Below are 23,794 nucleotides of genomic sequence, written 5' to 3' on the forward strand. Positions count from 1 at the left end.
CGGCGGCTCAGGCAGCGGTCGTCTGCGTCGCGCGCCGCTCCGACATCCAGGCCTCCAGCCGCGCGACCTGTGCCTGGTCGAGCCGCAGGCCCAGCTTGGTGCGCCGCCACAGGACGTCCTCGGCCCGCCGGGCCCATTCGCGGTCCATCTGCCAGGCCACCTCGGCCCCGGTCAGCGTGGCGCCGAAATCCTCGCCCAGATCCTCGGCCGTGGTGGCCTGGCCCAGAACCGCGCGTGCGTCGGTCCCGTAGGCGCGCACGAGCCGCAGCGCCCAGGGTGCGGTCAGGAAGGGATAGGCCGCGCGCAGGCCCGCAATCTGTTCGGCCACGCCGTCGACTGGAAAATCGCCGCCGGGAAGCGGCGCGTCCTGCGTCCACGGCCCGCGATCGGTGGACAGGTGATCTTCGATCTTCTCCATCGCGGCCTGGGCCAGCTTGCGGAACGTGGTGATCTTGCCGCCGAAGATGTTGAGTACCGGCGCCCCGCCCCGAGCCTCGACCTTGAGGACGTAGTCGCGCGTCGCGGCCGTGGCCGAAGTCGCCCCGTCGTCATAGAGCGGCCGGACCCCGGAATAGGTCCACACGACATCGCCCGGCCCGATGTCACGCTTGAAGTAGCCGTTGACGAAATCGATCAGATAGTCACGCTCCTCGGGCGTGCAGACGGGGCGGCTGTCGGGGTCGTGATGCTCGGCGTCGGTGGTGCCGATCAGGGTGAAATCCGTCTCGTAGGGGATCGCGAAGATGATCCGCCCGTCGGCACCCTGGAAGAAATAGCACTTGTCGTGGTCATACAGCCGCCGCGTCACGATATGCGAGCCGCGGACCAGTCGCACCCCCTCGGTCGCGTTGGAGCGCACGACGCCGCGGATGACCTCGCCCACCCAGGGACCGGCGGCGTTGACCAGCATTCTCGCGCGCACTTGGCCCGTCCGCTCTCCGTCGAGGGTGATCAGCCAGTCGTCGCCGTCGCGCTCGGCGCTGACGACGCGGGTGCCGACGGCGATCTCGGCCCCGTGCTGGGCGGCGTCCCGCGCGTTCAGCACGACCAGGCGGCTGTCCTCGACCCAGGCGTCGGAATATTCGAACGCCTTCTCGAACCGATCCTCCAGCGGCGCCCCCTCGGCCGTACCGCGCAGCGAGACCGTCCGCGTTCCCGGCAGCACCTTCGACTTGGCCAGGCTGTCATACATCAGCAGGCCCGCGCGGATCAGCCAGTCGGGCCGCCGCCCCTTCAGCCACGGCATGACCGTGCCGAGCAGTTTCGAGGTGGGCGTCCCGCCCTCGAACCGCATCTCGGGCGACAGCGGCAGGACGAAGCGCATCGGCCAGGAAATATGGGGCATGTTGCGCAAGAGGACGTCGCGTTCCTTCAGCGCCTCGCGGACCAGCCGCACCTCCCAATATTCCAGATAGCGCAGCCCGCCATGGAACAGCTTGGTCGAGGAAGAGGAGGTCGCGCCCGCGAGGTCGCCCATCTCGGCCAGACCGACCGACAGGCCGCGCCCCGCCGCATCGCGCGCGATGCCGCAGCCGTTGATGCCGCCGCCGATGATGAACAGATCGTAGGAATCGCGCATGTCACCCTCGCAAACGAACACAAGCGAACATCTACGCTTTCTTTTTCGCGCGTTCAACGGTGCGGCGGATCATCGGCGACCCTGCGTCATCCACGCCGGCGCCGGTGGCGCGGGTCGCGAAAGGCGGATAGCCTACGTCCCGACCGCCAGCCGGAGCCTTGCCCATGCAGATCACCGTCGACGGAACACCTCACGACATCGAGGTCGAGGGCGACATGCCGCTCCTGTGGTTGCTGCGTGACGAACTCGGCTATCTCGGCCCGAAATACGGCTGCGGGATCGCCGCCTGCGGTGCCTGCACCGTGCATCTGGACGGGCTGGCCGTCCGTGCTTGCCAAATCACCGCCGCCGAGGTCGAAGGCGCGCGTATCACCACGATCGAGGGTCTGGGCACGCCCGAGGCCCCGCACCCGGTGCAGGCGGCCTGGATCGACGAACAGGTCGCGCAATGCGGATATTGCCAGTCCGGGCAGATCATGCAGGCGGCGTCCCTTCTGGCGCTGAACCCCGCGCCGACGGACGCGGAGATCGACGCCGCGATGTCGGCCAACCTGTGCCGCTGCGCCACCTATCCACGCATTCGCGCCGCCATCCGCCGCGCCATGCGCGAGGGGGCGTGATGGGCCGCGCCGCGACCATCGCCCGCCGGACCTTCCTGATCGGATCGGCCGCCATCGCGGGCGGCGTGGCCTTCGGCGTCTGGGCCTATCGCCGCGAGGGCGAGAACCCGCTGCTGGCCGACCTGCCCGAGGGCGCCGCGACGCTGAACCCCTATGTCCTGATCGATGCCGGCGGCGTCACGCTGATCACGCCGCGGACGGATGTGGGCCAGGGCGCGACCTCGATCCAGGCGACGCTGCTGGCCGAGGAGCTGGACCTGGATCCGGCCACGGTCCGAACCGATCCGGGCCCCGCCTCCCCGGCCTATTACAACGGCAAGGTCGCGGCCGAAGGGATGCCGCTGGCCGCCTGGGACGACGGGACGGCGGCGCGCGCGGGACGCGTGGCTTCGGACGTGGCGGGCAAGTTCGTGGGGCTGCACCTGACGGGCGGGTCGACCACGGTGCCCGACGCCTATGACAAGCTGCGCGCCGCCGGCGCCGCAGCCCGCGAGACACTGAAACAGGCGGCGGCCGAACGTCTGGGTCTGGACCGCGCCGAATTACGGACCGCGGACGGCGCGGTGGTGCCGCCGGCGGGCGACCCGATCCCCTATGCCGCACTGGCCGCCGATGCCGCGCGACTGGACCCGGTGAAGGCCGCGCCGCGCGATCCGTCCGAATGGCGCCTGTTGGGCAAGCCGATGCGGCGGACCGACATCGTGACCAAGTCGACGGGCACGTATCGCTATGGCACCGACATGGTGCTGCCCGGGATGGTGCATGCCACCGTGATGTCCAACCCGGCGATGGGCGGGGGCGTCGCGTCCGTCGACGATGCCGCCGCGCGCGCCTTGCCAGGGGTGGAGGCGGTGCTGCCGGTCACCGACGGTCTGGCCGTGCTGGCCGACAACACCTGGCGCGCGATGAAGGCCGCGCGCGCGCTGGCGGTCGAATGGGGCACGCCCGACACCCACGCGGCCACGTCCGAGGCGATGTGGCAGGCCCATGCCGACGCCTTCATCGACGATCTGCGCGACAGCCAATTCTCCGACGACGGCGACGTGGACGCGGCCCCGGGCGAGGTTCTGGCGGCCGAATACCGAGTGCCCTTCCTGCATCACGCCCCGCTGGAGCCTGCCAACGCCACCGTCCGCTATACGCCCGAGAGGACCGACGTCTGGGCCGCGACGCAGGGGCCGGTCTTTCTGGCCGCGACGGTCGCAGCGATCACCGGGCAGGACACGGACCGCGTCCATGTCCACGCCCTGCCCTCGGGCGGCAGTTTCGGCCACCGGCTGGAGGATCTGTGGATCCGCCAGACGGCCGAGATCGCAATTCAGGTGCCGGGCCGCCCTGTCCGCATGACCTGGTCGCGCGAGCAGGACATGACCCACGGGTTCCTGCGTCCGATGGCGATCGCGCGCGGGCGGGGCACGACCGACGGGTCGGGCGTGCGCAGCTTCGACCTGGGCATCGCGGCCCATTCCGTCAGCGAGAGCCAGCTGACCCGCGTGGGCTATCCCCCCATCGGGCCAGATGTGGCCATCGTGGCCGCCGCCTGGGACGCGCCCTATGCGATCCCCGACCGCCGGGTGACCGGATACCGCGTGCCCGCCGGGGTCGGCGTATCGTCGTGGCGATCCGTGGGCGCATCCCATAACGGGTTCTTCTACGAAAGCCTGCTGTCGGAACTGATCCACCAGGCCGGCGCCGACCCGGTGGAGGAACGGCTGCGCCTGCTGCATCACGCGCCGTCGCGCAAGGTCCTGGAAACCGTGGCCGAGATGGCCGCATGGGATGGACCGAAGGGCGACGGCGTGGGGCGCGGCGTGGCCTTCACCTACGCGTTCGGCGTGCCCTGCGCGCAGATCATCGAGGTGACGCAGACCGACCGGGGCATACGGATGGACCGGCTGTGGCTGGCCGCCGAGGTGGGCCGCATCCTGGACCCGGTGAACCTGGAGGCGCAGCTTTCGGGTGGGGCGTTGTTCGGGCTGGGCCACGCCATCCATTCCGAGATCACATTCGAGGGCCATGCGCCGCAGCAGACCAATTACCACGACTACGAAAGCCTGCGCCTCTGGCAGACGCCGCGGGTCGAGGTCCGCGCACTGGGCACCACCGGCGACATTCGCGGCGCCGGAGAGCCGGGCCTGCCCGCTGCCGCACCCGCGCTTGCCGACGCGATCTTCGCGGCCACCGGCACGCGACTGCGAGAGATGCCGTTTGTCAGGGCGATGCGCTTCGCATGATCCGGGTGCTTCTGCTTCTGGGGGCCGTCGCCCTGCCTGCCGCCGCGCAGGATTTCGATGCAGTCCACGCCGTGCTCAGCCATCCGCGTTGCGCGAACTGTCATGTCGGCGGTGACGGCATCCCCCTGCAATCGACCGATGCCGGCGGCGTGCAGGCACATGCCTACGGCATTCGCGGCGGCGCCAGTCGCGTGGGCATCGAGACGCTGCCCTGCCTGACTTGCCATACCGACCGCAACGGCGTCCTGCCGGGCAGCGCGCCCGGTGCCGAGGGATGGGCCTTGCCGCCGGCGGAGATGCAGTGGGCCGCGCGTTCGCCTGCCGAGATCTGCGCGCAGATCAAGGATCCGGAACGGAACGGCGGCCGGACCCTGGCCGAGGTGGCGGACCACGTCTCGCACGACCCGCTGGTGCTTTGGGGCTGGGATCCGGGGCCGGGCCGCGACCCCGCGCCCGGCACCCCCGAGGAGGCCGCCGCCGCGATCCGCGCCTGGGCCGAGGCGGGCGCCCCCTGCCCCTGACGATGGACGGGGTTCGGCCCCGCACCATGCGAGGCGCCGACCTTCCGGATAAAATTGACACAGTCTCCTTTCATAGGAGTTTGTGACCGAATCGGGTATATGCGATGATCCGGAGCTTGAATTATCAGTCGGGTGATGCCCAGGGTCCCTTTGGCCCCTGGGCGATGGTTTGATGTATGCGTGACGAAAAAGAACAGATTGCCGCGCTGCCGTTGCGTTGGAAGAAGGACGCCGTCGAGGTTCTGATGATCACGTCGCGCGACAGCGGGCGTTGGGTCGTGCCGAAGGGCTGGACGATGAAGGGCGTCAAGCCCTGGGCCGCCGCCGCCATCGAGGCGATGGAGGAAGCCGGCGCCAAGGGCTACATCGCGCGCGAGGTGTTCGGCACGTTCCGCTATGACAAGATCATGGATAATGGCGAGGTTCAGCCCTGCCGGGTGCGCGTCTATCCGATGGTGGTGGAACGCCTGAAATCCGACTGGAAGGAACGCGACGAGCGCACGCGCAAGTGGTTCGCGCTGGAAACGGCCGCCGATCTGGTCGACGAGCCGGAACTGGCCGAAATGCTGCGTCGCCTGACGGTCAAGCCCAAGAAGGCGCCCGTCGCGGGCCCGCTGCTGCGCAGGGCGGCATCCTGAGGTAAAATCAAGCGTTCTATCCGGGCGAGCCCGGCCGTTCCGTCACCGATATGTCAGGGTTTGCGTCAGGGCCGGCGATGGGGCCGGTCGCGGACGGGGATCGGGATCGCGTCGGGCTGCGGCGCGAGCGCGCCGAGGAGATCGGACAACCGATCCTTGGCCGCATCGGTCAGCTTTCCAAGAATTCCCTTGCGATCCGCCATCGTCGAGACTCCCTTTCTTGGGGTGAATACGTGGAGCGACACCGGGGCGGCTTCAAGTCAAAGTTTGGGCAACTCGCGGAATTTTGCCATTTCCGGCATCGCGCCCGACTCGCATCAGTTCGCGCATCCCATCACCTCGACCGCGCCCCGGTCGCCGATGACGGTGATCCGTAGCCGGGACCGGTCGAGGGTCAGCGGACGCCCCTGCGCGGCCACGATCTCGGCCTTTGCCTGCAGGTGCTCTCCGGCCCTCCGCACGGTCGCGTCGCCCACCCAGACGGACGGGTCCGGCACTTCGAACACGACGATTTCGGGACCGCCTCGGGGCTTCAGCCGCAGGTCGGCGGTCACAACCAGACCGTCATGGGTCGGGCGGATCCCGCAGCGCGCCGATGCGTCGATCCGCCGCGGACGGTCCGCGAGGGCCGCCGCGATCTCGGGCGCGTACCCGCCACGGGCGGGCAGTACGGCGGCAAGCTGGACCCGCGCGGGAATACAGATCTCGGCGCAGACGCCGAAGTCCAACTCGCCCCGCAGATGCACGGGGCCCGCCCCTTCGGCGGCCACGAGCAGGGGCAGGATGAAATCCCGCTGATAGCCGATGGACCGCGCGCCCAACGGCCCGAAGGCACGCGGCGTCGGCCAGGACGGCGTGACGGACCGGGCCCCGCGCGTCGCGCGCCAGTCGAACTGCGGCGCGATGCCCGCGGCGCCTGCGCTTCGCCAATAAGTCTTCCAGCCGGGGCTCAGGTCCACCTTCAAGGCGGCGACATGCACGCCGTCCTCCCGGCGCCAGCCGGGCAGGACGGTGATGCGCACCACGTCCTCCATCGCCGCTGGCTGGGCGGTCGCGGACGGGGCAAAGGCCGTGGCGCCGATCAGGAGGAGGACGCCGAGGAAGAGACGGATCATGCCCCTGCCTAGCGTCGGGGTGGCGCGGGCGGAAATCACGGCTGCGCGATGCGGGGGGCCGCGGCGCGCCGCAGGCGATCGTTGATCGCGCGTCCCAGCCCGACCTCGGGGATCGGCGCCACGTCGATGCGCGCCAGCCCGCGCGCCCGGGCCAGCGCGTCGGCACGATGCAGCATGTCGAACAGGTTCGCCGCCGCCTCCACCACATCGCCCGTCGCCGACAGGGTCATGTCGCCGGCGACCGGTCCGAAACCGATATGCACGGCGTCCCCTTCGGCGTCGACCACATCCAGCCGCACCGCCGCGTTCGGCGCGTAGTGCGACGACAGCTGCCCCGGCGCCTGCACCTTGCCGGGCGTGACGTCGCGCGGAACGGCGTGACCCAGCGCCGCCTCGATCGCTTCGGCCGCCAGCCCCCCCTCGCGCAGGAGGGCCAGCGGATCGGTCCGCAGGATCGTCGATTCCAGCCCCACGGGGCAGGGTCCGCCGTCCAGCACGAGGTCGACATCCGCGCCCAGGCCCTCGCGGACATGCGCGGCCCGGGTGGCCGAGACCTGGCCCGAGCGATTGGCCGACGGCGCCGCCACGGGTCGACCCACCGCCGCAAGAAGATCGCGCGCGAGCGGGGCGGCCGGCACCCGGATCGCGACCGTATCCAGCCCCGCTGTCACCAGGGGCGCAAGCGCGTGCCCCTCGGCCAGGCGAAGCACCAGCGTCAGCGGCCCGGGCCAGAACCGCGCCGCGAGATCCCGCGCGACGGGATCGAAGACCGCGAGGCGCTCGGCCGCCGCAAGATCGCCGACATGGACGATCAACGGATTGAAGGCGGGCCGCCCCTTGGCCGCGAAGACCCGCGCCACCGCCCGGGCATCGGTCGCGTCGGCCCCCAGGCCGTAGACCGTCTCGGTCGGAAAGGCGACGAGACCGCCCCGCCGCAGGCGATCCGCGGCCTGCAACATCTCGTCATGACGTCGTGTTTCGGTTGCTGACATCTCCGGAGGCGCCCTAGGTTGGTAAGCGAGTTTTCCGGCCCATACACGGCCACCGCACCGAATGGGAGGTTTCCGATGTCCTACCGTGCCCCAGTTTCCGAGCTGCGCTTCGTCCTGGACCATGTCGTCGGCTTCGACCGCGTCACGGCCACCGACACCTTCGCCGAAGCCACGCCCGAGACGGTGGACGCCATCCTGACCGAGGCGGGCCGCATGTGCGCTGACGTGCTGGCGCCGCTGAACCGGCAGGGCGACCTTCATCCCGCACGTCTGGAGAATGGGGTCGTGCGCACCTCGCCCGGGTTCGCCGACGGGTTCCGCGCCATCGCCGAGGGCGGCTGGCTGGGCATGTCCGCCGATCCCGAGCACGGCGGCATGGGTCTTCCGATCGCGCTGACCATGGCCGTCAACGAAATGATGGGATCGGCCTGCCTGTCGCTGCAACTGAACCCGCTTATGACCCAGGGCCAGATCGAAGCGCTGGAGGCGCATGCCTCGGACGAGATCCGGGATTTGTACATCCCCAAGCTCATCTCGGGCGAATGGTGCGGGACGATGAACCTGACCGAGCCGCAGGCCGGCTCGGACGTGGGCGCCCTGCGAACCAAGGCTGTGCCGAACGGCGACGGCACCTATGCCGTCACGGGCCAGAAGATCTATATCAGCTGGGGCGACAACGATTTTTCCGAGAACGTCTGCCATCTGGTTCTCGCGCGCCTGCCGGACGCGGTCGAGGGGACGAAGGGCATCAGCCTGTTCATGGTGCCCAAGCGCATTCCCGATGCCGACGGCACCCTCGGCGTGGCCAATTCGCTGAAGGTCGTCAGCCTTGAGCATAAGCTGGGCCTGCACGGCTCGCCCACGGCGGTGATGCAGTATGACGGCGCGACCGGCTGGCTGGTGGGTGCGCCGCACAAGGGCATGGCTGCCATGTTCACGATGATGAACAACGCCCGCCTGGGTGTCGGCGTCCAGGGCCTGAGCATCGCCGAGGCCGCGATGCAGCATGCCGTGGGCTATGCGCTGGAGCGGCGCCAGGGGAAGACGGCATCGGGCGACGGGACGATCCTCGACCATGCCGACGTGCGCCGCATGATCCTGGGCATGAAGGCCGAGACCTTCGCCGCCCGCGCCATCGCGATGGACTGCGCGGTCTCGCTCGACATGGCCAAGGCCACGGGCGACGCGGGATGGCGCGCGCGCGGCGCCTTCCTGACCCCGATCGCCAAGACCTACGGGACCGAGACCGGGATGAAGGTCGCCGCCGAGGGCATCCAGGTCCATGGCGGCATGGGCGTGATCGAGGAGACGGGCGCCGCGCAATATGTCCGCGACGTGCGCGTCACCGCGATCTACGAAGGTACGAACGGCATTCAGGCGATGGATCTGGTCGGACGCAAGCTGATGGACGGGGGCGCGGCGGCCTTCGCCCTTCTGGACGAGGTCGAGGCGTTCGAGGATGACGACCTGCGCGCCGCGGCCTCGCATCTGCGCGTGCTGACCGACTGGATGGTCGCGCAGGACATGCAGGACCGCTTCGCCGGTGCCGTCTCCTACCTCGCGGCCTTCGCGCGGGTGTTGGGCGTTTGGCATCACCTGAAGGCCGCCGCGGCCGACGAGGCGCGCGCGCCGCTGGCCCGTTTCGCCGCCGGACGCCTGCTGCCCGAGGCCTTGGCCGAAATCGCCAAGGCGCGCACGGGGGCCGGGGAACTCTATGCCGTACCCACCGAGGTGGTCGCGGCCTGAGGTGTGGCCATGAACGACCTGTCCATCCCCGACGGATATGCCGGCCTGCAATTCCCCTGGGACACGCCGCCCGCCGAGGGCGATACGATCGAGGTGGCCGAGGACGTGCTCTGGGCCCGTCTGCCGCTGCCGATGGCGCTGGACCATGTGAACGTCTACTTCCTGCGCGAAGGCGGCGGGTGGGCGATGGTCGATACCGGTTTCGACACCAGGCGCACGCGCGCGATCCTCGAACGGCTGCGCGCGGGGCCGCTGGGCGGGCTGCCGATCACGCGCCTTCTGGTCACGCATCACCACCCCGATCACGTGGGTCTTGCCGGCATGCTGCAGGGCGGGGGGGCGGAACTGCTGATGACGCGCACGGCGTGGCTGATGGCGCGGATGCTCGTCCTTGATGTGCAGCCCGTGCCGACGCCCGAGACGTTCGCCTTCTGCCACCGCTACGGCATGGATCGCGACGTGCTGGCGGCCCGCGCGCAGGAGCGGCCCTTCAACTTCGCGGATGTCGTGGCCCCGATGCCCCTGGGCTATACCCGCATCGCCGCCGATCAGGTCCTTTCGCTGGGCGGGCGGCAATGGCGCGTGGCGCGGGGCGACGGCCATGCCCCGGAACATGCCGTCCTGTTCGAGGTCGGCGGCGACCTGGTGCTGGGGGGCGACCAGCTCCTGCCGGGGATCTCGCCCAATCTCGGGCTCTATCCCACGGAACCCGATGCCGATCCGGTGGGCGACTGGCTTCGGGCCTGCGACCGCCTGATGCCGCTGGCACGGGACGATCAGCTTGTGCTGCCTGGCCACAAGACGCCCTATCGCGGGCTGCCTGCGCGACTGGCTTCCTTGCGGCAGAACCATGTCGCGGCGTTGAACCGCCTGCATGCGCATCTGGCCGAGCCGCGAACCGGGGGCGAGTGTTTCGCGCCGCTGTTCAAGCGTGCCGTCGCGGACGACACCTATGGCCTCGCCTTCTTCGAGGCGATCGCCCATCTCAACCACCTCTGGCTGGAGGGGCGGGCCACGCGGACGCTGCGCGAAGACGGCGTCTGGTCGTGGCGCGCGGCCTGATCGCTTGAACCTGCCTCGCCGTCGGGCCACCATCGGCGCATGACCGACCCAACCGACACCCATACCACGGCCGAAGCGATGGAATCGGCCGCCATCCCGCGCTCTGCCGAGCTGCGCGCCGACGGACACGACCACGCCGTCCCGGTCCCCGCGCGGCTGGCCGCGAAGGCGCAGCGCAGCCCGGCGGAATGGGCCTATCAGCGCGTGATCTTCTATCTGAAGACCTTCGAGGAAAGCCTCGACGCCGACCAGGAGGCGGCGATGGGATTCACCGGCGGGGTCGCGGGCCTTATGCGGATCCAGGGCGTGGGCTTTCACGCGCCCGACATCGTCACCTTTTCCGGCGTCGACGAGCGGGGGTTCCGCACGCAGTCCGTCCAGCATGTCAGCCAGTTGAACATCCTCCTGCGCGCCGTTCCAAAGCCCGAGAACCAACCCGAACCCGCCCGCATCGGCTTTCGCCTGGCCAGCGCGCTCGAGGAGGCGGAGGAGGCCGAGACGAACGGTGACACGGGGCATCGTGACAGCGGCGCGGGCATGGGCTAGACGGGCGCCCGACACGGACAAACCCTTCAGGAGACGGACGCGATGGCCGAGGAACACAAAGTCGGAAGCATGGACATCACCGAGCAGGAAAAGACCTTCGCCGGCTTCATGACCTTCACCAAGTGGGCGGTGATCGGAATCATCGCCCTACTGATCTTCCTCGCCATCTTCCGGACCTGATCGGCATGCTTCGCGCGGTTGCGCTGGCGCTGCTGCTGCCGGTCTTGGCGGGCTGCGGCGCCGACAATGTCTATGCTCCCATGGCCGAGGTCGAGCGTCGCGCCTGGCAGGAGCCGGGCCCGGCGACGCTGACCCTCGTCACCGCGATCAGCAACCGATCCGGCGCCGGGGGCCACTCGGCGCTGATGGTATCGGGCAGCCAGCGGGTGATCTTCGACCCCGCCGGCACCTGGCACCATCCCACGGCACCCGAACGCGGCGACGTGATCTTCGGGATCACGCCGACGATGTACGACTTCTATATCGACTATCACGCGCGCCCGACCTACCATGTCGTCACCCAGCGGATCTTGGTGCCCGCCGCCACCGCCGAACGCGCGCTGCAGCTGGTGCAGGCCCATGGCCCCGCCGGCAAGGCGACCTGCGGGCAGTCCGTCAGCGGCATCCTGCGGGAACTGGGCTTCACCCAGGTTCGCCGCGCCTGGTTTCCCGACAGGATCATGCGCGACTTCGACACCGTCCCCGGCGTCGTGCGGTCCGAGATCTTCGACGACACGGTCGATGAACATTCGCCCGAACGGTCCACGATCCAGGCAATCAACGACGACCGCATCGCCCTGGACGGCTGATCGACACGGGCGGATGCCAAACGCCGCGAAACGTGCGAGGCTGCGGCCATGTCGAACGCCCTGCCCCTTCCCTGCGCCGAGGCGGCGCCGGACACCCGCGCCCGCGACACACCGGACGACCGCTTCGACCCAAGGGGCACGCTGACCGCCGCCATCGTCGCGTCCAGCCTCGCCTTCGTTCTCGGCTCGATCATCAATGTCGCGCTGCCGCGGATGCAGGCCGATTTCGCCGTCGACGCGGCCGGGGCGCAATGGATCGTAAACGCCTACCTGCTGCCGCTGGGTGCGCTGGTGCTGATGGGGGGCGCGCTGGGCGACCATTACGGTCGGCGTCGGATCTTCCTGGTCGGGCTGGCGGTCTTCGGCCTGTCCTGCGCCCTTTGCGCCGTGGCGTGGTCGTTTCCGGTCCTGCTTGCCGCCCGCGCGTTGGAGGGGATCGGCGCGGCCATGATCGCGCCGACCTCGCTGGCCATCCTGGCCGATGCCTTCACCGGGCGGGAACGGGGCCGGGCCATCGGCACCTGGGCGGCGGCGGGTGCGGCGGCGGGCGCGCTGGCCCCGGTCGCGGGCGGCTGGATCGTGGATGTCGCCGGGTGGCGTTGGGCCTTCGTCGCGGTCCTGCCCTTCGCGGCGCTGGCCTTCGCGATGGGCCTGCGCTCCGTCCGAGAGAGCCGCGCCGACGCCGCCGATTGCGCACCGCTCGACTGGTGGGGGGCGGCGCTCGTCTCGGCGGGTCTGCTGGCGGCGATCTGGGCGCTGATCGCCTGGCCGGCCGAAGGCGCCAGCGCGCGCGTGATCGTGGCGGCCATCCTGGGCATCGTCCTGATCGCCGGTTTCCTCCGGGTCGAGGCCGCGCGCGGCGATCGCGCGATGCTGCCGCTCCAACTGTTCACCGATCGCGCCTTCACGGGGCTCACCCTTTTCACGCTGGGCCTCTATGCGGCGTTGGGCGGCCTTCTGTTGCTGCTGCCCTACGTCCTGATCCAGGCGCTCGGTTTCTCCGCCACGGCTGCCGGCCTGGCGATCCTGCCGTTCCCGGCGATCCTCAGCCTCTTGTCGCGCTACACCGGCGGCGCACTGACCGACCGGTTCGGCGCGCGGATGATGCTGACCGCCGGGGCGGCGCTGGTAGCGCTGGGCTTCGTGCTGTTCGCACGGGTCCCGTCGCAGGACGTGACCTATCTGCGCGACATCCTTCCGGGGCTGGTCGTACTGGCGCTGGGCATGGCCTTGGCGGTCGCGCCGCTGACATCGGCCGTCCTGTCGGCGGCGGGCGAGGCACGATCGGGCATCGCTTCGGGCGTGAACAACGCCACCAGCCGGATCGGCGGGCTGGTCGCGACCGCGCTTCTGGGCGGGGTGCTGGCCGGCGACCTGCTGGCGGGGTTCGCGCTGGCGGCCTGGTTCGGCGCCGGGCTGGCCGCCGCCGCGGCCGCGATGGCGCTGACCATGGTGCCCGACAGAGGCTGACAAGAAAAACCCCCGGCGTCGCGGGACACCGGGGGTCTATCCTTCGGCATGGCGGGGACGACTTACATCATCCCTTCGCGCTGTGCCTTCTTGCGAGCGAGCTTACGGGCACGCCGAACGGCCTCGGCCTTCTGACGCGCCTTCTTCTCGGAGGGCTTCTCGAAATGCTGCTTGAGCTTCATCTCGCGAAAGACGCCCTCACGCTGCAACTTCTTCTTCAGGGCCCGGAGGGCCTGATCGACGTTGTTGTCGCGAACGCTGACCTGCATGTGGTTTTCACCACCTTTCTAGGTTTGAGTTGTCCGATAAATCGGTGCAGGAGGTGGCCATATAGGCCCCTGCCTCTATCTTGTCCAGCGACACCCCGCCGCGAGAGGAGACGCCATGACGCCGCTCAAGGACCGCATGATCGACGCCGCCCTGCCCCATGTCGCCTTCGACGGCTGGTCGGAGGCGACGTTCCGGCGTGCCGTCGAGGATGCGAAGGTCACGCCCGCGCAGGGCCGCGCGGCCTTCCCCCGTGGCGCCATCGACCTGGCGCTGGCCTTTCACCGCCGGGGCGACGACCGCATGGTCGACCGGCTGGCGGGCGAGGACCTGTCGCAAATGCGCTTTCGCGACCGCGTGGCCCACGCCGTCCGCACCCGGCTGGAGATCGCAGGCGAGAACCGCGAGGCCGTGCGCCGCGCCACCACGCTCTTCGCGCTGCCGATCCACGCGGCCGATGGCACCCGCGCCCTGTGGGGGACGGCCGACGCGATCTGGGAGGCGCTGGGCGATACGTCGCAGGACGTGAACTGGTACACCAAGCGGGCCACGCTGTCGGGCGTGTATTCGGCCACGCTCCTCTATTGGCTGGGGGACCAGTCCGAGGGGCGCGCGGAGACCTGGGGCTTTCTCGACCGCCGGATCGAGGACGTCATGCGGATCGAGAAGCTGAAGGCACATGTTCGCGAGAACCCGGTCCTGTCGCGACTGATGGCCGGGCCGAACATGATACTGGAGCGGGTCCGCGCCCCGGCCCGACCGCCCCGGGGCGAGATGCCCGGCTTCTGGCGCGACCCGACCTGACCGGGCCGCGAACCGGTTGATCGAAAACCGGACCGGACGTAGCCTTCCCCTAGGTCAATCGCTAGGAGAGAGCCATGCTACGTCGGACCAGCCTTACGACCCTCGCCGCGACCCTCGTCGCCGGAACCGTCGCTTTCGCCGCCAGCCACGCCGACGCCCCCCGCGAACTGAAGGCGCGCGAGGGCCTGATGTATATGCAATCGCTCTATCTCGGGACGATTGCCAACATGGTGCGTGGCAACGCCGAATACGATGCCGAGGCCGCGCAGACCGCCGCCGACAGCCTCGTCGCGCTCTCCGAGGTGGGTTGGGACCCGCTCTGGCCCGAGGGCACGTCCACCGCGGAGCTCGAAGCGACCCGCGCCCTGCCCGCCATCTGGGAGGACAAGGAAGGGTTCGACGCCGCCTGGACCAACTTCGCCGAAGCGGCCACCGCAATGCAGGCCGTCGCGGGCAACGGGCTCGAGGAGGTGCAGGCCGCCATGGGCGACCTCGGTCGGAGCTGTGGCGGCTGCCACGACGACTACCGCGAACCGGACGACTGACCGCGGTGCGACGCGCGTTTGCCGGGCTCGGCCTCCTCGCCGCCCTGGGCGTGGCGGCCGGGCTGTGGCTGACCCGCACCGACCCGTTGCCCGAAGGCACGATGGCAGGCCTGACCGGCGACCCGGAGGCGGGCGAGCAGGTCTTCTGGGCCGCCGGCTGTGCCTCCTGTCATTCCGATGCGGAGGCCGAAGGCGAGGCGCGCCTGGTCCTGTCGGGCGGGCAAGCGTTCCCCTCCGATTTCGGCACGTTCCGCGCCCCCAATGTCTCGATGCACCCCGAACACGGGATCGGATCCTGGGACGCCGATGATTTCGCCAACGCGGTTCAACGTGGGATTGCACCCGACGGTGGCCATTATTATCCGGTGTTTCCCTACGCCGCCTATGCCCTGGCCGAGGCACAGGACATCGCCGATCTGTGGGCCTTCTGGCAGACCTTGCCCGCCAGCGACGTGCCGAACCAGCCGCATGATGTGGGTTTCCCCTTCTCGATCCGCCGGGGCGTCGGCCTCTGGAAACGGCTCTACCTGCCGGACGATTTCGCCCTGCCCGATCCGCCCGACCCGGAGGTCGCGCGCGGCCGCTACCTGTCCGAGGCACTGGGCCATTGCGCCGAATGCCATACCCCGCGCGACGCGCTGGGCGGGCTCGACCGGTCGCGCTGGCTGTCGGGCGCACCGAACCCATCGGGCCGCGGGCGGATCCCGGCGATCACGCCCGACGAACTCACCTGGTCGCGATCCGAGATCGCCCAGTACCTGGCCGACGGCCTGACGCCGGAATTCGACAGCGCAGGCGGCCACATGGTTTCGGTCATCCGCAATCTGGCCCATCTGTCCGACGCGGACCGCGCCGCCATCGCCGCCTACCTCAAGGCCGTACCGCCCTCCGGTTGATGCCCCGGGAATCGGCGCGGCGGCCGGCCGGGTCTGGATGCACATCCCTCCGCCTGCTAGCCATCGGCCCAGCCAGCAGGAGATGCCGATGCCCCCCGCCAAGACCATGCGTGCCGTGGAGATCACCCGCCCCGGCGGCCCCGAGGTTCTGCAAATCGTGGAACGCCCCGTTCCCGAACCCGGCCCGGGCGAGATCCTGATCGCGGTGGATCATGCCGGTGTGAACCGGCCGGATGCCCTGCAGCGCGCGGGCGCGTATGACCCGCCAAAGGGCGCGTCGGACCTGCCCGGGTTGGAATGCGCGGGCACGGTGCAGGCGACGGGGCCGGGTGTCAGCCGTTGGCACGCGGGCGACCGGGTCTGCGCCCTGCTGCCCGGTGGCGGATACGCCGAATACGCCGTCACCCATGCCGACCATGCCCTGCGCATCCCCCGGGGCATGTCGATGGACCGGGCCGCCGTCCTGCCCGAGACATTCTTCACCGTCTGGTCCAACGTCTTCGACCGCGGCAGGCTGTCGGCGGGCGAACGGTTCCTCGTCCACGGGGGCAGTTCGGGGATCGGCACGACCGCGATCCAGCTGGCCCATGCCCGGGGCGCCCGCGTCTTCGCGACCGCCGGCACGGCCGAGAAGGTCGCCGCCTGCACCGCGTTGGGCGCCGAGGCCATGAACTACCGCGAGGTGGAATGGGAAGCCGCACTGCGCGAGGCGGGCGGCGCGCAGTTGATCCTGGACATGGTGGGTGGCGACTACATCCCCCGCAACCTGAAGGCGCTGGCCGACGATGGGCGGCTGGTGCTGATCGGGGCGCAGCATGGCCCGAAGGCCGAGGCGAACTTCGCCCAGGTCATGGTGCGGCGGCTGACGATCACCGGGTCGACCCTGCGGCCCCGTTCGGTGCTGGAGAAGGCCCGGATCGCGGAGGACCTGCGGCGCGAGGTCTGGCCCCTTCTGGATGCCGGGACCGTCGCGCCCGTAATGGACCGCGTCTTTCCCCTGGCGGAGGCGGCCGCCGCCCATGCGCGGATGGAGGGTGGGGACCACATCGGAAAGATCGTGCTCCAGGTGCGGTGACGCGGGCGGGGGCCGTGGGCCACACCCGGGCGGGCGGATGCATCGGTCTGCGCCGCCCCCTCTGGACAGGATGCCCCGTGCCGGGCCACCTGCGTGCATGGATCTCGACGTCACGCACCCCGCCCTCTCGGACCTTCGGGCCCGGGCCCGCCGCCGCATGCCGCATTTCGCTTTCGAATATCTCGACAGCGGGACGGGGCGCGAACTGGGTCTGTCGCAGAACCGCGCGGCGCTGGACGCGGTGCGCTTCAAGCCGGCGATTCTGGGCGGAGAGATCGAACCGAACCTATCCTGCACCACGCTGGGACACAGCCATCCCGTGCCGTTCGGCATCGCCCCCGTGGGCCTGGCCGGGGTGCTCTGGCCCGATGCCGAGCGCCTGATGGCCGAGGCGGCCTGTCGCCTGCGCATGCCCTATGGCCAGAGCACGGTGGCCGCCGCCGGCCCCGAGGAGACGGGCCCGATCGTCGGCGACCTGGGCTGGTTCCAGCACTACCCCGTCAACGATCCCGAGATCCGCCGCGACATGCTGGCCCGGATCAAGGCCTCCGGCTGGCGCGTGCTGGTCGTTACCGTCGACGTCCCGGGCGAAAGCCGGCGCGAGCGGCAACGCCGCGCCCATGTCTCGATGCCGCCGGTGATGACGCCGGGCGTTCTGGCCTCGATCGCGGCGAGCCCCGCCTGGGCGCTGGGTATGGCGCGGAAGGGCGTGCCGCGGATGGTCTTTCCCGGCAGCTATACCGATGCGGTATCGGGGGCGGACCATTTCACCCATGCCGGTCGTGTCATCCGGTGCTTCCCCGACCGCGCCTATATCGAGGCGCTGCGCGCCGAATGGGACGGGCCGCTGGTGGTCAAGGGCGTACAGGACCCCGACGATGTCGACCCGCTTCTGGACATGGGCGTGGACGCGATCTGGGTCAGCAACCATTCCGGCCGCCAGTTCGAGGGCGGGCCGGCCGCGCTCGACGCGCTGCCGCCGGTCGTGGACGCGGTGGCCGGCCGGGTGCCAGTCTACTACTGCTCGGGCGTCGAGGGCGGGCTCGACATCATGCGAGCCCTCGCGCTCGGGGCGGAGTTCGTCTTCCTCGGCAAGGCCTGGTATTTCGCGCTGGCGGCCTTCGGCGCGCGCGGCATCGATCATCTGCACCACGTCCTGACCGCCGACATGGTCGCCAACATGACGCAGATCGGGGCCGGCGCGATCGCCGACCTGCCGGGCCGGCTGATCCCGGGCGTGCGGCGCTAGCGGGTCAGCGTGCGCCCGACGGCGGCCTGCCAGCCGGCATAGCGACCGTCCCGCTCCTCGGTTGACATTCCGGGCTCGAACCGACGTTCCAGCGCCCAGGATTTCGCGAATTCCTCCGGTCCGCCGCAGACGCCGGCCTTCATCCCCGCCAGCCACGCCGCGCCGAGGGCCGTCGTCTCCAGCACCTCGGGCCGGTCGACGGGCGCGCCCAGGATGTCGGACAGGAACTGCATCGACCAGTCCGACGCACTCATCCCGCCATCGACGCGCACGACGCCCTCCAGCGGGCCGACATCGGCCTTCATCGCCTCCAGCAGGTCGCGCGTCTGGTAACCCACGCTTTCCAGCGCGGCGCGGGCGAACTCGGCCGGGCCCGACCCGCGCGTCAGACCGTAGATCGCGCCGCGCGCGTCCGGGTCCCAGTGCGGCGCGCCGAGCCCGGTGAAGGCCGGAACGAGGTAGAGCCGCTGCTGCGGATCGGCGCGTTCGGCCAGCGGCCCCGTCTCGGACGCCGCCTGGATCAGGCCGAGGCCATCGCGCAGCCATTGGACGACCGCGCCGGCGATGAAGATCGACCCTTCGAGCGCATAGGTCGGCTTGCCATCCAGCCGATAGGCAATGGTCGTCAGCAGGCGGTGGCTGGAGGTCACGGCCTGCTCGCCGGTGTTGAGCAGCGCGAAGCACCCCGTCCCATAGGTGGACTTCAGCATGCCCTCGCCGAAACAGGCCTGCCCGACGGTGGCCGCCTGCTGGTCGCCGGCCACGCCCAGGACCGGGATCGGCTTGCCCAGCAGGTCGGTCGTGCCGAAATCGGCGGCGCAGTCCAGAACCTCGGGCAGCATGCCCATCGGCACGTCCAGCAGGCCGCAGACGTCGGCGTCCCAGCGCCCCTCGTGAATGTTGTAGAGCATCGTGCGCGCGGCGTTCGTGGCGTCCGTCACGTGCCGCGCGCCGTCGGTCAGCTTCCAGATCAGATAGCTGTCCACCGTCCCGAAGAGGAGCTTGCCCGCCTCGGCCCGTTCCCGCGCGCCTTCGACGTTCTGCAGGATCCAGCGCAGCTTGGTGCCCGAGAAATACGGATCCATCAGCAGGCCCGTCCGTTCCGTCACCAGAGGCTCATGCGCTTGCATCTCGCGGCAGAACGCGGCGGTGCGCCGGTCCTGCCAGACGATGGCGCGATGCACCGGCGCGCCGGTCTCGCGGTCCCAGACGACCGTCGTCTCGCGCTGGTTGGTGATGCCGATGGCCGCGATGTCGCCCGGTTCGACCCCGGCCCGGGCCACGACCTCGCGGCAGGTCTCGGCCACCGTCCGCCAGAGGTCGTCCACCTCGTGCTCGACCCAGCCGCTGTCAGGGAAGTGCTGCGTGAACTCCTGCTGCGCCGTGGCGACCATGCGCAGCGACGCGTCGAACAGGATCGCGCGGCTGGAGGTCGTTCCTTGGTCGATGGCGAGGATATGGGTCATCTGGCGGCCTCCCTGCGGTTCGGATCAAGGTTTGCCGGATGGCGCGCAGGGGGGCAAGGGAATCGCCCGCGGGCCTGCCGCCAGCCTCACCCCGTGTCCGAATGGGCCCCGTCTTCGCGACCGACGGGGCGGGCCAAGGGCCCCGGGCAGCAAGGATACCTTCCCGTCCGCCCGGCCGATCGGAGGCGTTCGGATGTCAGCCGGGGTCGCGCGCGCGTTCGACCAGTTCCGCAACCCGCGGGCCGACCGCCTCGACGATCACCTCCACCCCTTCGCGGTTGGGATGTATCCCGTCGGGTTGCAGATAGCGTTGCCGGGCCGTCGCCAGATCGACCTCCGCCAACAGGGGGGCAAGGAAGCTCGTCTCGTGCAGCGTGCCGTATTCGAACGCCAGATCGGGATACATCGCGTCGAAATCGGCCTTGAATGCGGGGCCGTAATTGCCCGGCGCCTCCAGCCCGATCAGGAGAACGGGCAGGTCGCGATCGCCTGCCACCTGCGACAGGATCGCATCCAGATTGGCGCGCGACGCCGACGGGGGCACGCCGCGCAGCAGGTCGTTGCCGCCCAGCGCCACGATCATCGCGTCTGTCCCGTCGCTCAGCGCCCAGTCCAGCCGGGCCAACCCGCCGGCCGTCGTGTCGCCCGAGACGCCGGCGTTGACGATCGTCGCATCCACGCCGCTCGCGTCCAGCCATGCCTGGAGACGCGGCACGAACCCCTCGCCCTCGCGCAGGCCGTAGCCTGCGGTCAGGCTGTCGCCGAGCGCCACGACCTCGACGGTGTCGGCCCAGGCGGGGGCGGCCAGCAACAGCCCGGCTGCCAATAAGTGAACCGGCTTGTTCATTCCCCGTAATACCCCATATCGAAGACGACCCGCCAACCCGAGGAGCTTCCCGATGGTCCTGTCCCTGCGAGACGTCTCGCTGTCGCTGCAAGGAAACGCGGGGATGGTCGACATCCTGCACGACATTTCGCTGGAGGTGGCCGCGCGGGAGACGCTGGGGCTGGTCGGTCCTTCGGGGTCGGGCAAATCGTCTCTCCTAATGCTCATGGGCGGGCTGGAACGCGCCACCGGCGGGCAGGTCTCGGCGCTGGGCCACGACCTGACGACGATGGACGAGGACGCGCTGGCCCGCTTCCGCAGGGAGCATATGGGGGTCGTGTTCCAGTCCTTCCACCTGATTCCGACGATGACCGCTCTCGAGAACGTCGCCACGCCGCTGGAACTGGCCGGCCAGTCCGATGCTTTCGACCGCGCCGCGGCCGAGCTTGAGGCCGTGGGGCTGGGCCACCGCACCGACCACTATCCGGCGCAGATGTCCGGGGGCGAGCAGCAGCGCGTGGCCCTGGCCCGCGCCGCCGCGCCCCGGCCCGACATCCTGCTGGCCGACGAGCCGACGGGGAACCTGGACCAGGCCACGGGCGAGGCGATCATGGACCTGCTGTTCGGATTGCGCGACCGCCATGGCGCGACGCTGGTGCTGGTCACGCATTCGCCGGACCTCGCGGCGCGTTGCGACCGGACGGTGCGGCTGGTCGACGGTCGACTGGAGAGCGAGATGCAGCAGGCGGCGGCGGAATGACCTGGTTCGCCAACGCCGCGACCATCGCGCGGCGGGAGTTGCGTGGCGGGCTGGCGGGGTTTCGCATCTTCCTGGCCTGCCTGGCGCTGGGCGTGGCGGCGATCGCGGCGGTTGGTTCGGTGCGCGTGTCGATCACCGACGGGCTGGCCCGCGAGGGGCGGACGATCCTGGGCGGCGATGTCGAGGTGGAATTCACCTACAGGCGCGCAGCGCCGGAGGAGCTGGCCTATCTGGAAGGGTTGGGGACCGTGTCCGAGGTCGTGGATTTCCGCTCCATGGCCGCAACCGGCCAGGGGGCGGAGGCCGAGCGGGCCCTGACGCAGGTCAAGGCGGTCGACGACCTCTATCCCTTGGTGGGCGAGGTGGAACTGGACCCCCCGGTTTCGCTGGCCGAGGCGCTGGAGGGTGACGGCATCGTCGCCCATCCGGTCCTGGCCGACCGGTTGGGTCTTTCGGTCGGGGACCCGCTCTGGCTGGGCACCAAGCGGTTCACGATCCGCGCGCGCCTGTTGCGCGAACCAGATGCGGGCGGGGCCGGATTCGGCCTCGGTCCGCGGACGATCGTGCGCACCGAGGCGCTGGCAGGGTCGGGCCTGCTGGCCGAGGGCAGCCTGTTCGACGGCGAGTACCGCATCGCCATCCCGGATGCCCCCGACGAGACGCTGGACGCACTTCGCGACCGCACCGCCCAGACGTTCGAGGGCAGCGGCGCGCGCTGGCGCGACCGGCGCAACGCCGCGCCGCAGGTAGAGCGCTTCGTCGACCGTATCGGCAGCTTCCTCGTGCTTGTGGGGCTGGCGGGGCTGGCCGTCGGGGGCGTGGGTGTATCGGCGGCCGTGCGCGCCTATCTGGACCGCAAGACCGGTGTGATCGCCACGCTCAAGACGCTGGGGGCCGAGGGGCGGACGATCTTCGCCGCCTACCTGATGCAGATCGGCGTGCTGGCGGCGGTGGGCATCGTGCTGGGGCTCGCCCTCGGCACGCTGATACCGCTTGCCGCCGGTCCGTTCATCCAGTCGCAGCTGCCCGTTCCGGTCGCCCTGGGCGTGCATGCCGGGCCCCTGGCAGAGGCGGCGGTCTACGGCGCGCTGACGGCGCTGATCTTCACGCTCTGGCCGCTGGCACGCACCGAACAGGTCCGCGCCGCCTCGCTGTTTCGCGACGCGTCCGGACCGGCGCGGGGGCGACCGCGGGGGCGGTATCTGGCGGCGCTCGCCCTGTCAGTCGTGCTGCTTGTGGCGGTGTCGGCCTGGCTCTCGGGCATTCCCACGCTCGCGCTCTGGTCGGCGGGCGGCATCGTCGTCGCGCTGGCGATCCTGGTGCTGGCTGCGCTTGGCGTGCGCCTGCTGTCGCGGCGACTGGCACGCACCGCGCTGGTCCGTGGCCGGCCGGCGCTGCGCCTCGCGCTCGGCTCGGTCGGCGGCCCGGGGGGCGAGGCGACGGCGGTCGTCCTGTCGCTGGGCCTGGGCCTGACGGTGCTGGCCGCCGTGGGCCAGATCGACGCCAATATGCGCGCCGCCATCGACCGTGACCTGCCCGAGGTCGCGCCCAGCTATTTCTTCGTCGACATCCAGCCCGATCAACTGCCCGCCTTTCTGGACCGGGTTCAGGGCGACCCCGCCGTCAGCCGCGTCGACACCGCGCCGATGCTGGGTGGCGTCGTCACCTCGATCGCCGGGCGGCCCGCGTCGGAGTTCGACCATTGGGTCACGCGCGGCGACCGCCGGATCAGCTTCGCCGACACGCCCGGTGAAGGCACGCGCATCGTCGCGGGCGAGTTCTGGCCCGAGGGCTATGATGGTCCGCCGCAGGTCAGTTTCGCCCGCGAGGAGGCGGAGGAACTGGGCGTCGCGATCGGCGACACCGTCACGATGAACGTGCTGGGCCGCGACATCAGCGCGACCGTCACCTCGTTCCGCGAGGTTGATTTCTCCTCGGGCGGAATCGGCTTCGTCATCGTGTTCAACCCGGCCGCCTTGCAGGGTGCGCCGCATACCTGGCTCTCGACGGTTTATGCCGAGGAGGAGGCCGAAGCGCAGATCCTGCGCGACGTGGCCGGCGACGCGCCGAATATCACCGCCATCCGCGTCCGCGACGCCATCGCGCTCGTGACCGAGGCGCTGTCGGCGCTGGCCGCCGCGACCAGTTGGGGCGCCGGCGCCACGCTCCTGACGGGGTTCGTCGTGCTGATCGGGGCGGCCGCCGCCGGGGAACGCGCGCGCGTGTTCGAGGCGGCGGTGCTCAAGACCGTCGGCGCCACCCGCGCCACCGTGCTGCGCAGCTTTGCGATCCGGTCCGCCCTGCTGGGCGCGGCTGCCGGGCTCGTCGCCATCATCGGCGGCGCGCTGGCCGGCTGGGGCATCATGCGGTTCGTGATGGATGCGCCCTATGCATTCGAGTGGATCTCGGCCACCGTCATCGTGCTGGGCGGCGCCCTGGCCACGCTGCTGGCGGGGCTGGCCTTCGCCTGGCGCCCGCTGGCGACCCGCCCCGCCCGGGTCTTGCGCGCGCAGGACTGACGACGGAAATAGACCCGGACGTGGGGATACGTCCGGGTCGAACTTCAGTGAATGG

The 23,794-nt window shown here is 70.4% G+C and carries 24 protein-coding genes; 17 read left to right on the forward strand and 7 right to left on the reverse strand.

Annotated elements, in window-relative coordinates; genetic code table 11:
* Window positions 1-7 precede the first annotated feature (7 nt).
* Window positions 8-1,579: a glycerol-3-phosphate dehydrogenase gene (gene glpD, locus MWU52_RS09210; RefSeq protein WP_246951306.1), complete on the reverse strand. Its 1,572-nt coding sequence runs from the start codon at window positions 1,577-1,579 to the stop codon at window positions 8-10.
* 164 nt (window positions 1,580-1,743) lie between these two features.
* On the opposite strand from glpD, the gene MWU52_RS09215 reads away from it, so the two are divergent.
* From MWU52_RS09215 to MWU52_RS09230, 4 genes are all read left to right on the forward strand, one after another.
* Window positions 1,744-2,199: a (2Fe-2S)-binding protein gene (locus MWU52_RS09215; protein WP_246951308.1), complete on the forward strand. Its 456-nt coding sequence runs from the start codon at window positions 1,744-1,746 to the stop codon at window positions 2,197-2,199.
* Window positions 2,199-4,433: a molybdopterin cofactor-binding domain-containing protein gene (locus MWU52_RS09220; protein ID WP_246951310.1), complete on the forward strand. Its 2,235-nt coding sequence runs from the start codon at window positions 2,199-2,201 to the stop codon at window positions 4,431-4,433. Before MWU52_RS09215 ends, MWU52_RS09220 begins: the two co-directional genes overlap by 1 nt.
* Window positions 4,430-4,954 carry a hypothetical protein gene (locus MWU52_RS09225; RefSeq protein ID WP_246951312.1) on the forward strand — a complete coding sequence of 175 codons (525 nt, stop codon included), beginning with the start codon at window positions 4,430-4,432 and terminating at the stop codon, window positions 4,952-4,954. Before MWU52_RS09220 ends, MWU52_RS09225 begins: the two co-directional genes overlap by 4 nt.
* A gap of 176 nt (window positions 4,955-5,130) precedes the next feature.
* Window positions 5,131-5,592 carry an NUDIX hydrolase gene (locus MWU52_RS09230; RefSeq protein WP_246951314.1) on the forward strand — a complete coding sequence of 154 codons (462 nt, stop codon included), beginning with the start codon at window positions 5,131-5,133 and terminating at the stop codon, window positions 5,590-5,592.
* Between the two features lie 65 nt (window positions 5,593-5,657).
* Here MWU52_RS09230 and MWU52_RS09235 read toward each other — a convergent pair whose 3' ends face one another.
* The 3 genes from MWU52_RS09235 to MWU52_RS09245 form a co-directional block, all read right to left on the reverse strand.
* On the reverse strand, window positions 5,658-5,795 hold the full coding sequence (locus MWU52_RS09235) for a hypothetical protein (protein WP_246951316.1): 138 nt from the start codon (window positions 5,793-5,795) through the stop codon (window positions 5,658-5,660).
* A gap of 114 nt (window positions 5,796-5,909) precedes the next feature.
* Window positions 5,910-6,707, reverse strand: a complete 798-nt coding sequence (locus MWU52_RS09240; protein ID WP_246951318.1) for a protein-disulfide reductase DsbD domain-containing protein — start codon at window positions 6,705-6,707, stop codon at window positions 5,910-5,912.
* A 35-nt stretch (window positions 6,708-6,742) separates the two neighbouring features.
* Window positions 6,743-7,699 (reverse strand): L-threonylcarbamoyladenylate synthase, encoded by a 957-nt coding sequence (locus MWU52_RS09245; RefSeq protein WP_281493933.1) that lies wholly within the window; start codon window positions 7,697-7,699, stop codon window positions 6,743-6,745.
* A 75-nt stretch (window positions 7,700-7,774) separates the two neighbouring features.
* Between MWU52_RS09245 and MWU52_RS09250 the strand changes: the two genes are divergently transcribed.
* From MWU52_RS09250 to MWU52_RS09275, 6 genes are read left to right on the forward strand one after another with little or no spacing between them, the layout of a single operon-like run.
* Complete coding sequence (locus MWU52_RS09250; protein ID WP_246951321.1) at window positions 7,775-9,445, forward strand: acyl-CoA dehydrogenase; 1,671 nt, start codon at window positions 7,775-7,777, stop codon at window positions 9,443-9,445.
* A gap of 9 nt (window positions 9,446-9,454) precedes the next feature.
* Window positions 9,455-10,507 carry an MBL fold metallo-hydrolase gene (locus tag MWU52_RS09255; protein WP_246951323.1) on the forward strand — a complete coding sequence of 351 codons (1,053 nt, stop codon included), beginning with the start codon at window positions 9,455-9,457 and terminating at the stop codon, window positions 10,505-10,507.
* Window positions 10,508-10,546: 39 nt separating this feature from the next.
* Complete coding sequence (locus MWU52_RS09260; RefSeq protein WP_246951325.1) at window positions 10,547-11,053, forward strand: DUF6173 family protein; 507 nt, start codon at window positions 10,547-10,549, stop codon at window positions 11,051-11,053.
* 42 nt (window positions 11,054-11,095) lie between these two features.
* Window positions 11,096-11,233 (forward strand): aa3-type cytochrome c oxidase subunit IV, encoded by a 138-nt coding sequence (locus tag MWU52_RS09265; RefSeq protein ID WP_246951327.1) that lies wholly within the window; start codon window positions 11,096-11,098, stop codon window positions 11,231-11,233.
* 5 nt (window positions 11,234-11,238) lie between these two features.
* Complete coding sequence (locus MWU52_RS09270; RefSeq protein WP_246951329.1) at window positions 11,239-11,862, forward strand: hypothetical protein; 624 nt, start codon at window positions 11,239-11,241, stop codon at window positions 11,860-11,862.
* 48 nt (window positions 11,863-11,910) lie between these two features.
* On the forward strand, window positions 11,911-13,332 hold the full coding sequence (locus tag MWU52_RS09275) for an MFS transporter (protein WP_246951331.1): 1,422 nt from the start codon (window positions 11,911-11,913) through the stop codon (window positions 13,330-13,332).
* A gap of 62 nt (window positions 13,333-13,394) precedes the next feature.
* On the opposite strand, the gene rpsU is transcribed toward MWU52_RS09275, so the two are convergent.
* Window positions 13,395-13,601: a 30S ribosomal protein S21 gene (gene rpsU / locus MWU52_RS09280; protein ID WP_055082236.1), complete on the reverse strand. Its 207-nt coding sequence runs from the start codon at window positions 13,599-13,601 to the stop codon at window positions 13,395-13,397.
* A gap of 115 nt (window positions 13,602-13,716) precedes the next feature.
* Between rpsU and MWU52_RS09285 the strand changes: the two genes are divergently transcribed.
* The 5 genes from MWU52_RS09285 (at window position 13,717) to MWU52_RS09305 (ending at window position 18,168) form a co-directional block, all read left to right on the forward strand.
* On the forward strand, window positions 13,717-14,403 hold the full coding sequence (locus MWU52_RS09285; protein ID WP_246951333.1) for a COQ9 family protein: 687 nt from the start codon (window positions 13,717-13,719) through the stop codon (window positions 14,401-14,403).
* A gap of 74 nt (window positions 14,404-14,477) precedes the next feature.
* Window positions 14,478-14,948 carry a cytochrome c gene (locus MWU52_RS09290; RefSeq protein ID WP_246951335.1) on the forward strand — a complete coding sequence of 157 codons (471 nt, stop codon included), beginning with the start codon at window positions 14,478-14,480 and terminating at the stop codon, window positions 14,946-14,948.
* Between the two features lie 5 nt (window positions 14,949-14,953).
* Window positions 14,954-15,844 (forward strand): cytochrome c, encoded by an 891-nt coding sequence (locus MWU52_RS09295; protein ID WP_246951337.1) that lies wholly within the window; start codon window positions 14,954-14,956, stop codon window positions 15,842-15,844.
* An 88-nt stretch (window positions 15,845-15,932) separates the two neighbouring features.
* Window positions 15,933-16,919: an NAD(P)H-quinone oxidoreductase gene (locus MWU52_RS09300; RefSeq protein ID WP_246951339.1), complete on the forward strand. Its 987-nt coding sequence runs from the start codon at window positions 15,933-15,935 to the stop codon at window positions 16,917-16,919.
* A gap of 97 nt (window positions 16,920-17,016) precedes the next feature.
* On the forward strand, window positions 17,017-18,168 hold the full coding sequence (locus MWU52_RS09305) for an alpha-hydroxy acid oxidase (protein WP_246951341.1): 1,152 nt from the start codon (window positions 17,017-17,019) through the stop codon (window positions 18,166-18,168).
* Here the strand turns inward: MWU52_RS09305 and glpK are convergent.
* Together glpK and MWU52_RS09315 are read right to left on the reverse strand one after the other, a co-directional pair.
* Entirely contained in the window at window positions 18,165-19,634 is a 1,470-nt protein-coding gene (gene glpK, locus MWU52_RS09310) for a glycerol kinase GlpK (RefSeq protein ID WP_246951343.1), read from the reverse strand. The two genes, MWU52_RS09305 and glpK, sit on opposite strands and share 4 nt — an antisense overlap.
* Before the next feature lie 196 nt (window positions 19,635-19,830).
* Window positions 19,831-20,481, reverse strand: coding sequence for an arylesterase (locus MWU52_RS09315; protein WP_246951345.1), 651 nt, complete (start codon window positions 20,479-20,481; stop codon window positions 19,831-19,833).
* A 52-nt stretch (window positions 20,482-20,533) separates the two neighbouring features.
* Here MWU52_RS09315 and MWU52_RS09320 point away from each other — a divergent pair, with 52 nt between their 5' ends.
* Both MWU52_RS09320 and MWU52_RS09325 read left to right on the forward strand, forming a co-directional pair.
* A complete protein-coding gene (locus MWU52_RS09320) occupies window positions 20,534-21,220 on the forward strand; it encodes an ATP-binding cassette domain-containing protein (protein ID WP_246951347.1) in 687 nt (228 codons plus the stop codon).
* Window positions 21,217-23,739, forward strand: coding sequence for an FtsX-like permease family protein (locus MWU52_RS09325; protein ID WP_246951349.1), 2,523 nt, complete (start codon window positions 21,217-21,219; stop codon window positions 23,737-23,739). The genes MWU52_RS09320 and MWU52_RS09325 overlap by 4 nt, the downstream gene beginning before the upstream one ends.
* Window positions 23,740-23,794 lie beyond the last annotated feature (55 nt).

This window comes from Jannaschia sp. S6380 (assembly GCF_023015695.1).
Classification (GTDB): domain Bacteria; phylum Pseudomonadota; class Alphaproteobacteria; order Rhodobacterales; family Rhodobacteraceae; genus Jannaschia.

Bases quoted from the DNA above. Each gene is read 5' to 3' on its own strand.
- glpD (WP_246951306.1), bottom strand. From the start codon at position 1,579: ATGCGCGATTCCTACGATCTGTTCATCATCGGCGGCGGCATCAACGGC.
- MWU52_RS09240 (WP_246951318.1), bottom strand. From the start codon at position 6,707: ATGATCCGTCTCTTCCTCGGCGTCCTCCTCCTGATCGGCGCCACGGCC.
- MWU52_RS09265 (WP_246951327.1), top strand. From the start codon at position 11,096: ATGGCCGAGGAACACAAAGTCGGAAGCATGGACATCACCGAGCAGGAA.
- MWU52_RS09315 (WP_246951345.1), bottom strand. From the start codon at position 20,481: ATGAACAAGCCGGTTCACTTATTGGCAGCCGGGCTGTTGCTGGCCGCC.
- MWU52_RS09325 (WP_246951349.1), top strand. From the start codon at position 21,217: ATGACCTGGTTCGCCAACGCCGCGACCATCGCGCGGCGGGAGTTGCGT.
- MWU52_RS09320 (WP_246951347.1), top strand. From the start codon at position 20,534: ATGGTCCTGTCCCTGCGAGACGTCTCGCTGTCGCTGCAAGGAAACGCG.
- MWU52_RS09260 (WP_246951325.1), top strand. From the start codon at position 10,547: ATGACCGACCCAACCGACACCCATACCACGGCCGAAGCGATGGAATCG.
- MWU52_RS09300 (WP_246951339.1), top strand. From the start codon at position 15,933: ATGCCCCCCGCCAAGACCATGCGTGCCGTGGAGATCACCCGCCCCGGC.
- MWU52_RS09285 (WP_246951333.1), top strand. From the start codon at position 13,717: ATGACGCCGCTCAAGGACCGCATGATCGACGCCGCCCTGCCCCATGTC.
- MWU52_RS09245 (WP_281493933.1), bottom strand. From the start codon at position 7,699: ATGTCAGCAACCGAAACACGACGTCATGACGAGATGTTGCAGGCCGCG.
- MWU52_RS09250 (WP_246951321.1), top strand. From the start codon at position 7,775: ATGTCCTACCGTGCCCCAGTTTCCGAGCTGCGCTTCGTCCTGGACCAT.
- MWU52_RS09215 (WP_246951308.1), top strand. From the start codon at position 1,744: ATGCAGATCACCGTCGACGGAACACCTCACGACATCGAGGTCGAGGGC.
- MWU52_RS09275 (WP_246951331.1), top strand. From the start codon at position 11,911: ATGTCGAACGCCCTGCCCCTTCCCTGCGCCGAGGCGGCGCCGGACACC.
- MWU52_RS09270 (WP_246951329.1), top strand. From the start codon at position 11,239: ATGCTTCGCGCGGTTGCGCTGGCGCTGCTGCTGCCGGTCTTGGCGGGC.
- MWU52_RS09220 (WP_246951310.1), top strand. From the start codon at position 2,199: ATGGGCCGCGCCGCGACCATCGCCCGCCGGACCTTCCTGATCGGATCG.
- MWU52_RS09290 (WP_246951335.1), top strand. From the start codon at position 14,478: ATGCTACGTCGGACCAGCCTTACGACCCTCGCCGCGACCCTCGTCGCC.
- MWU52_RS09305 (WP_246951341.1), top strand. From the start codon at position 17,017: ATGGATCTCGACGTCACGCACCCCGCCCTCTCGGACCTTCGGGCCCGG.
- MWU52_RS09225 (WP_246951312.1), top strand. From the start codon at position 4,430: ATGATCCGGGTGCTTCTGCTTCTGGGGGCCGTCGCCCTGCCTGCCGCC.
- MWU52_RS09230 (WP_246951314.1), top strand. From the start codon at position 5,131: ATGCGTGACGAAAAAGAACAGATTGCCGCGCTGCCGTTGCGTTGGAAG.
- MWU52_RS09255 (WP_246951323.1), top strand. From the start codon at position 9,455: ATGAACGACCTGTCCATCCCCGACGGATATGCCGGCCTGCAATTCCCC.
- MWU52_RS09235 (WP_246951316.1), bottom strand. From the start codon at position 5,795: ATGGCGGATCGCAAGGGAATTCTTGGAAAGCTGACCGATGCGGCCAAG.
- glpK (WP_246951343.1), bottom strand. From the start codon at position 19,634: ATGACCCATATCCTCGCCATCGACCAAGGAACGACCTCCAGCCGCGCG.
- rpsU (WP_055082236.1), bottom strand. From the start codon at position 13,601: ATGCAGGTCAGCGTTCGCGACAACAACGTCGATCAGGCCCTCCGGGCC.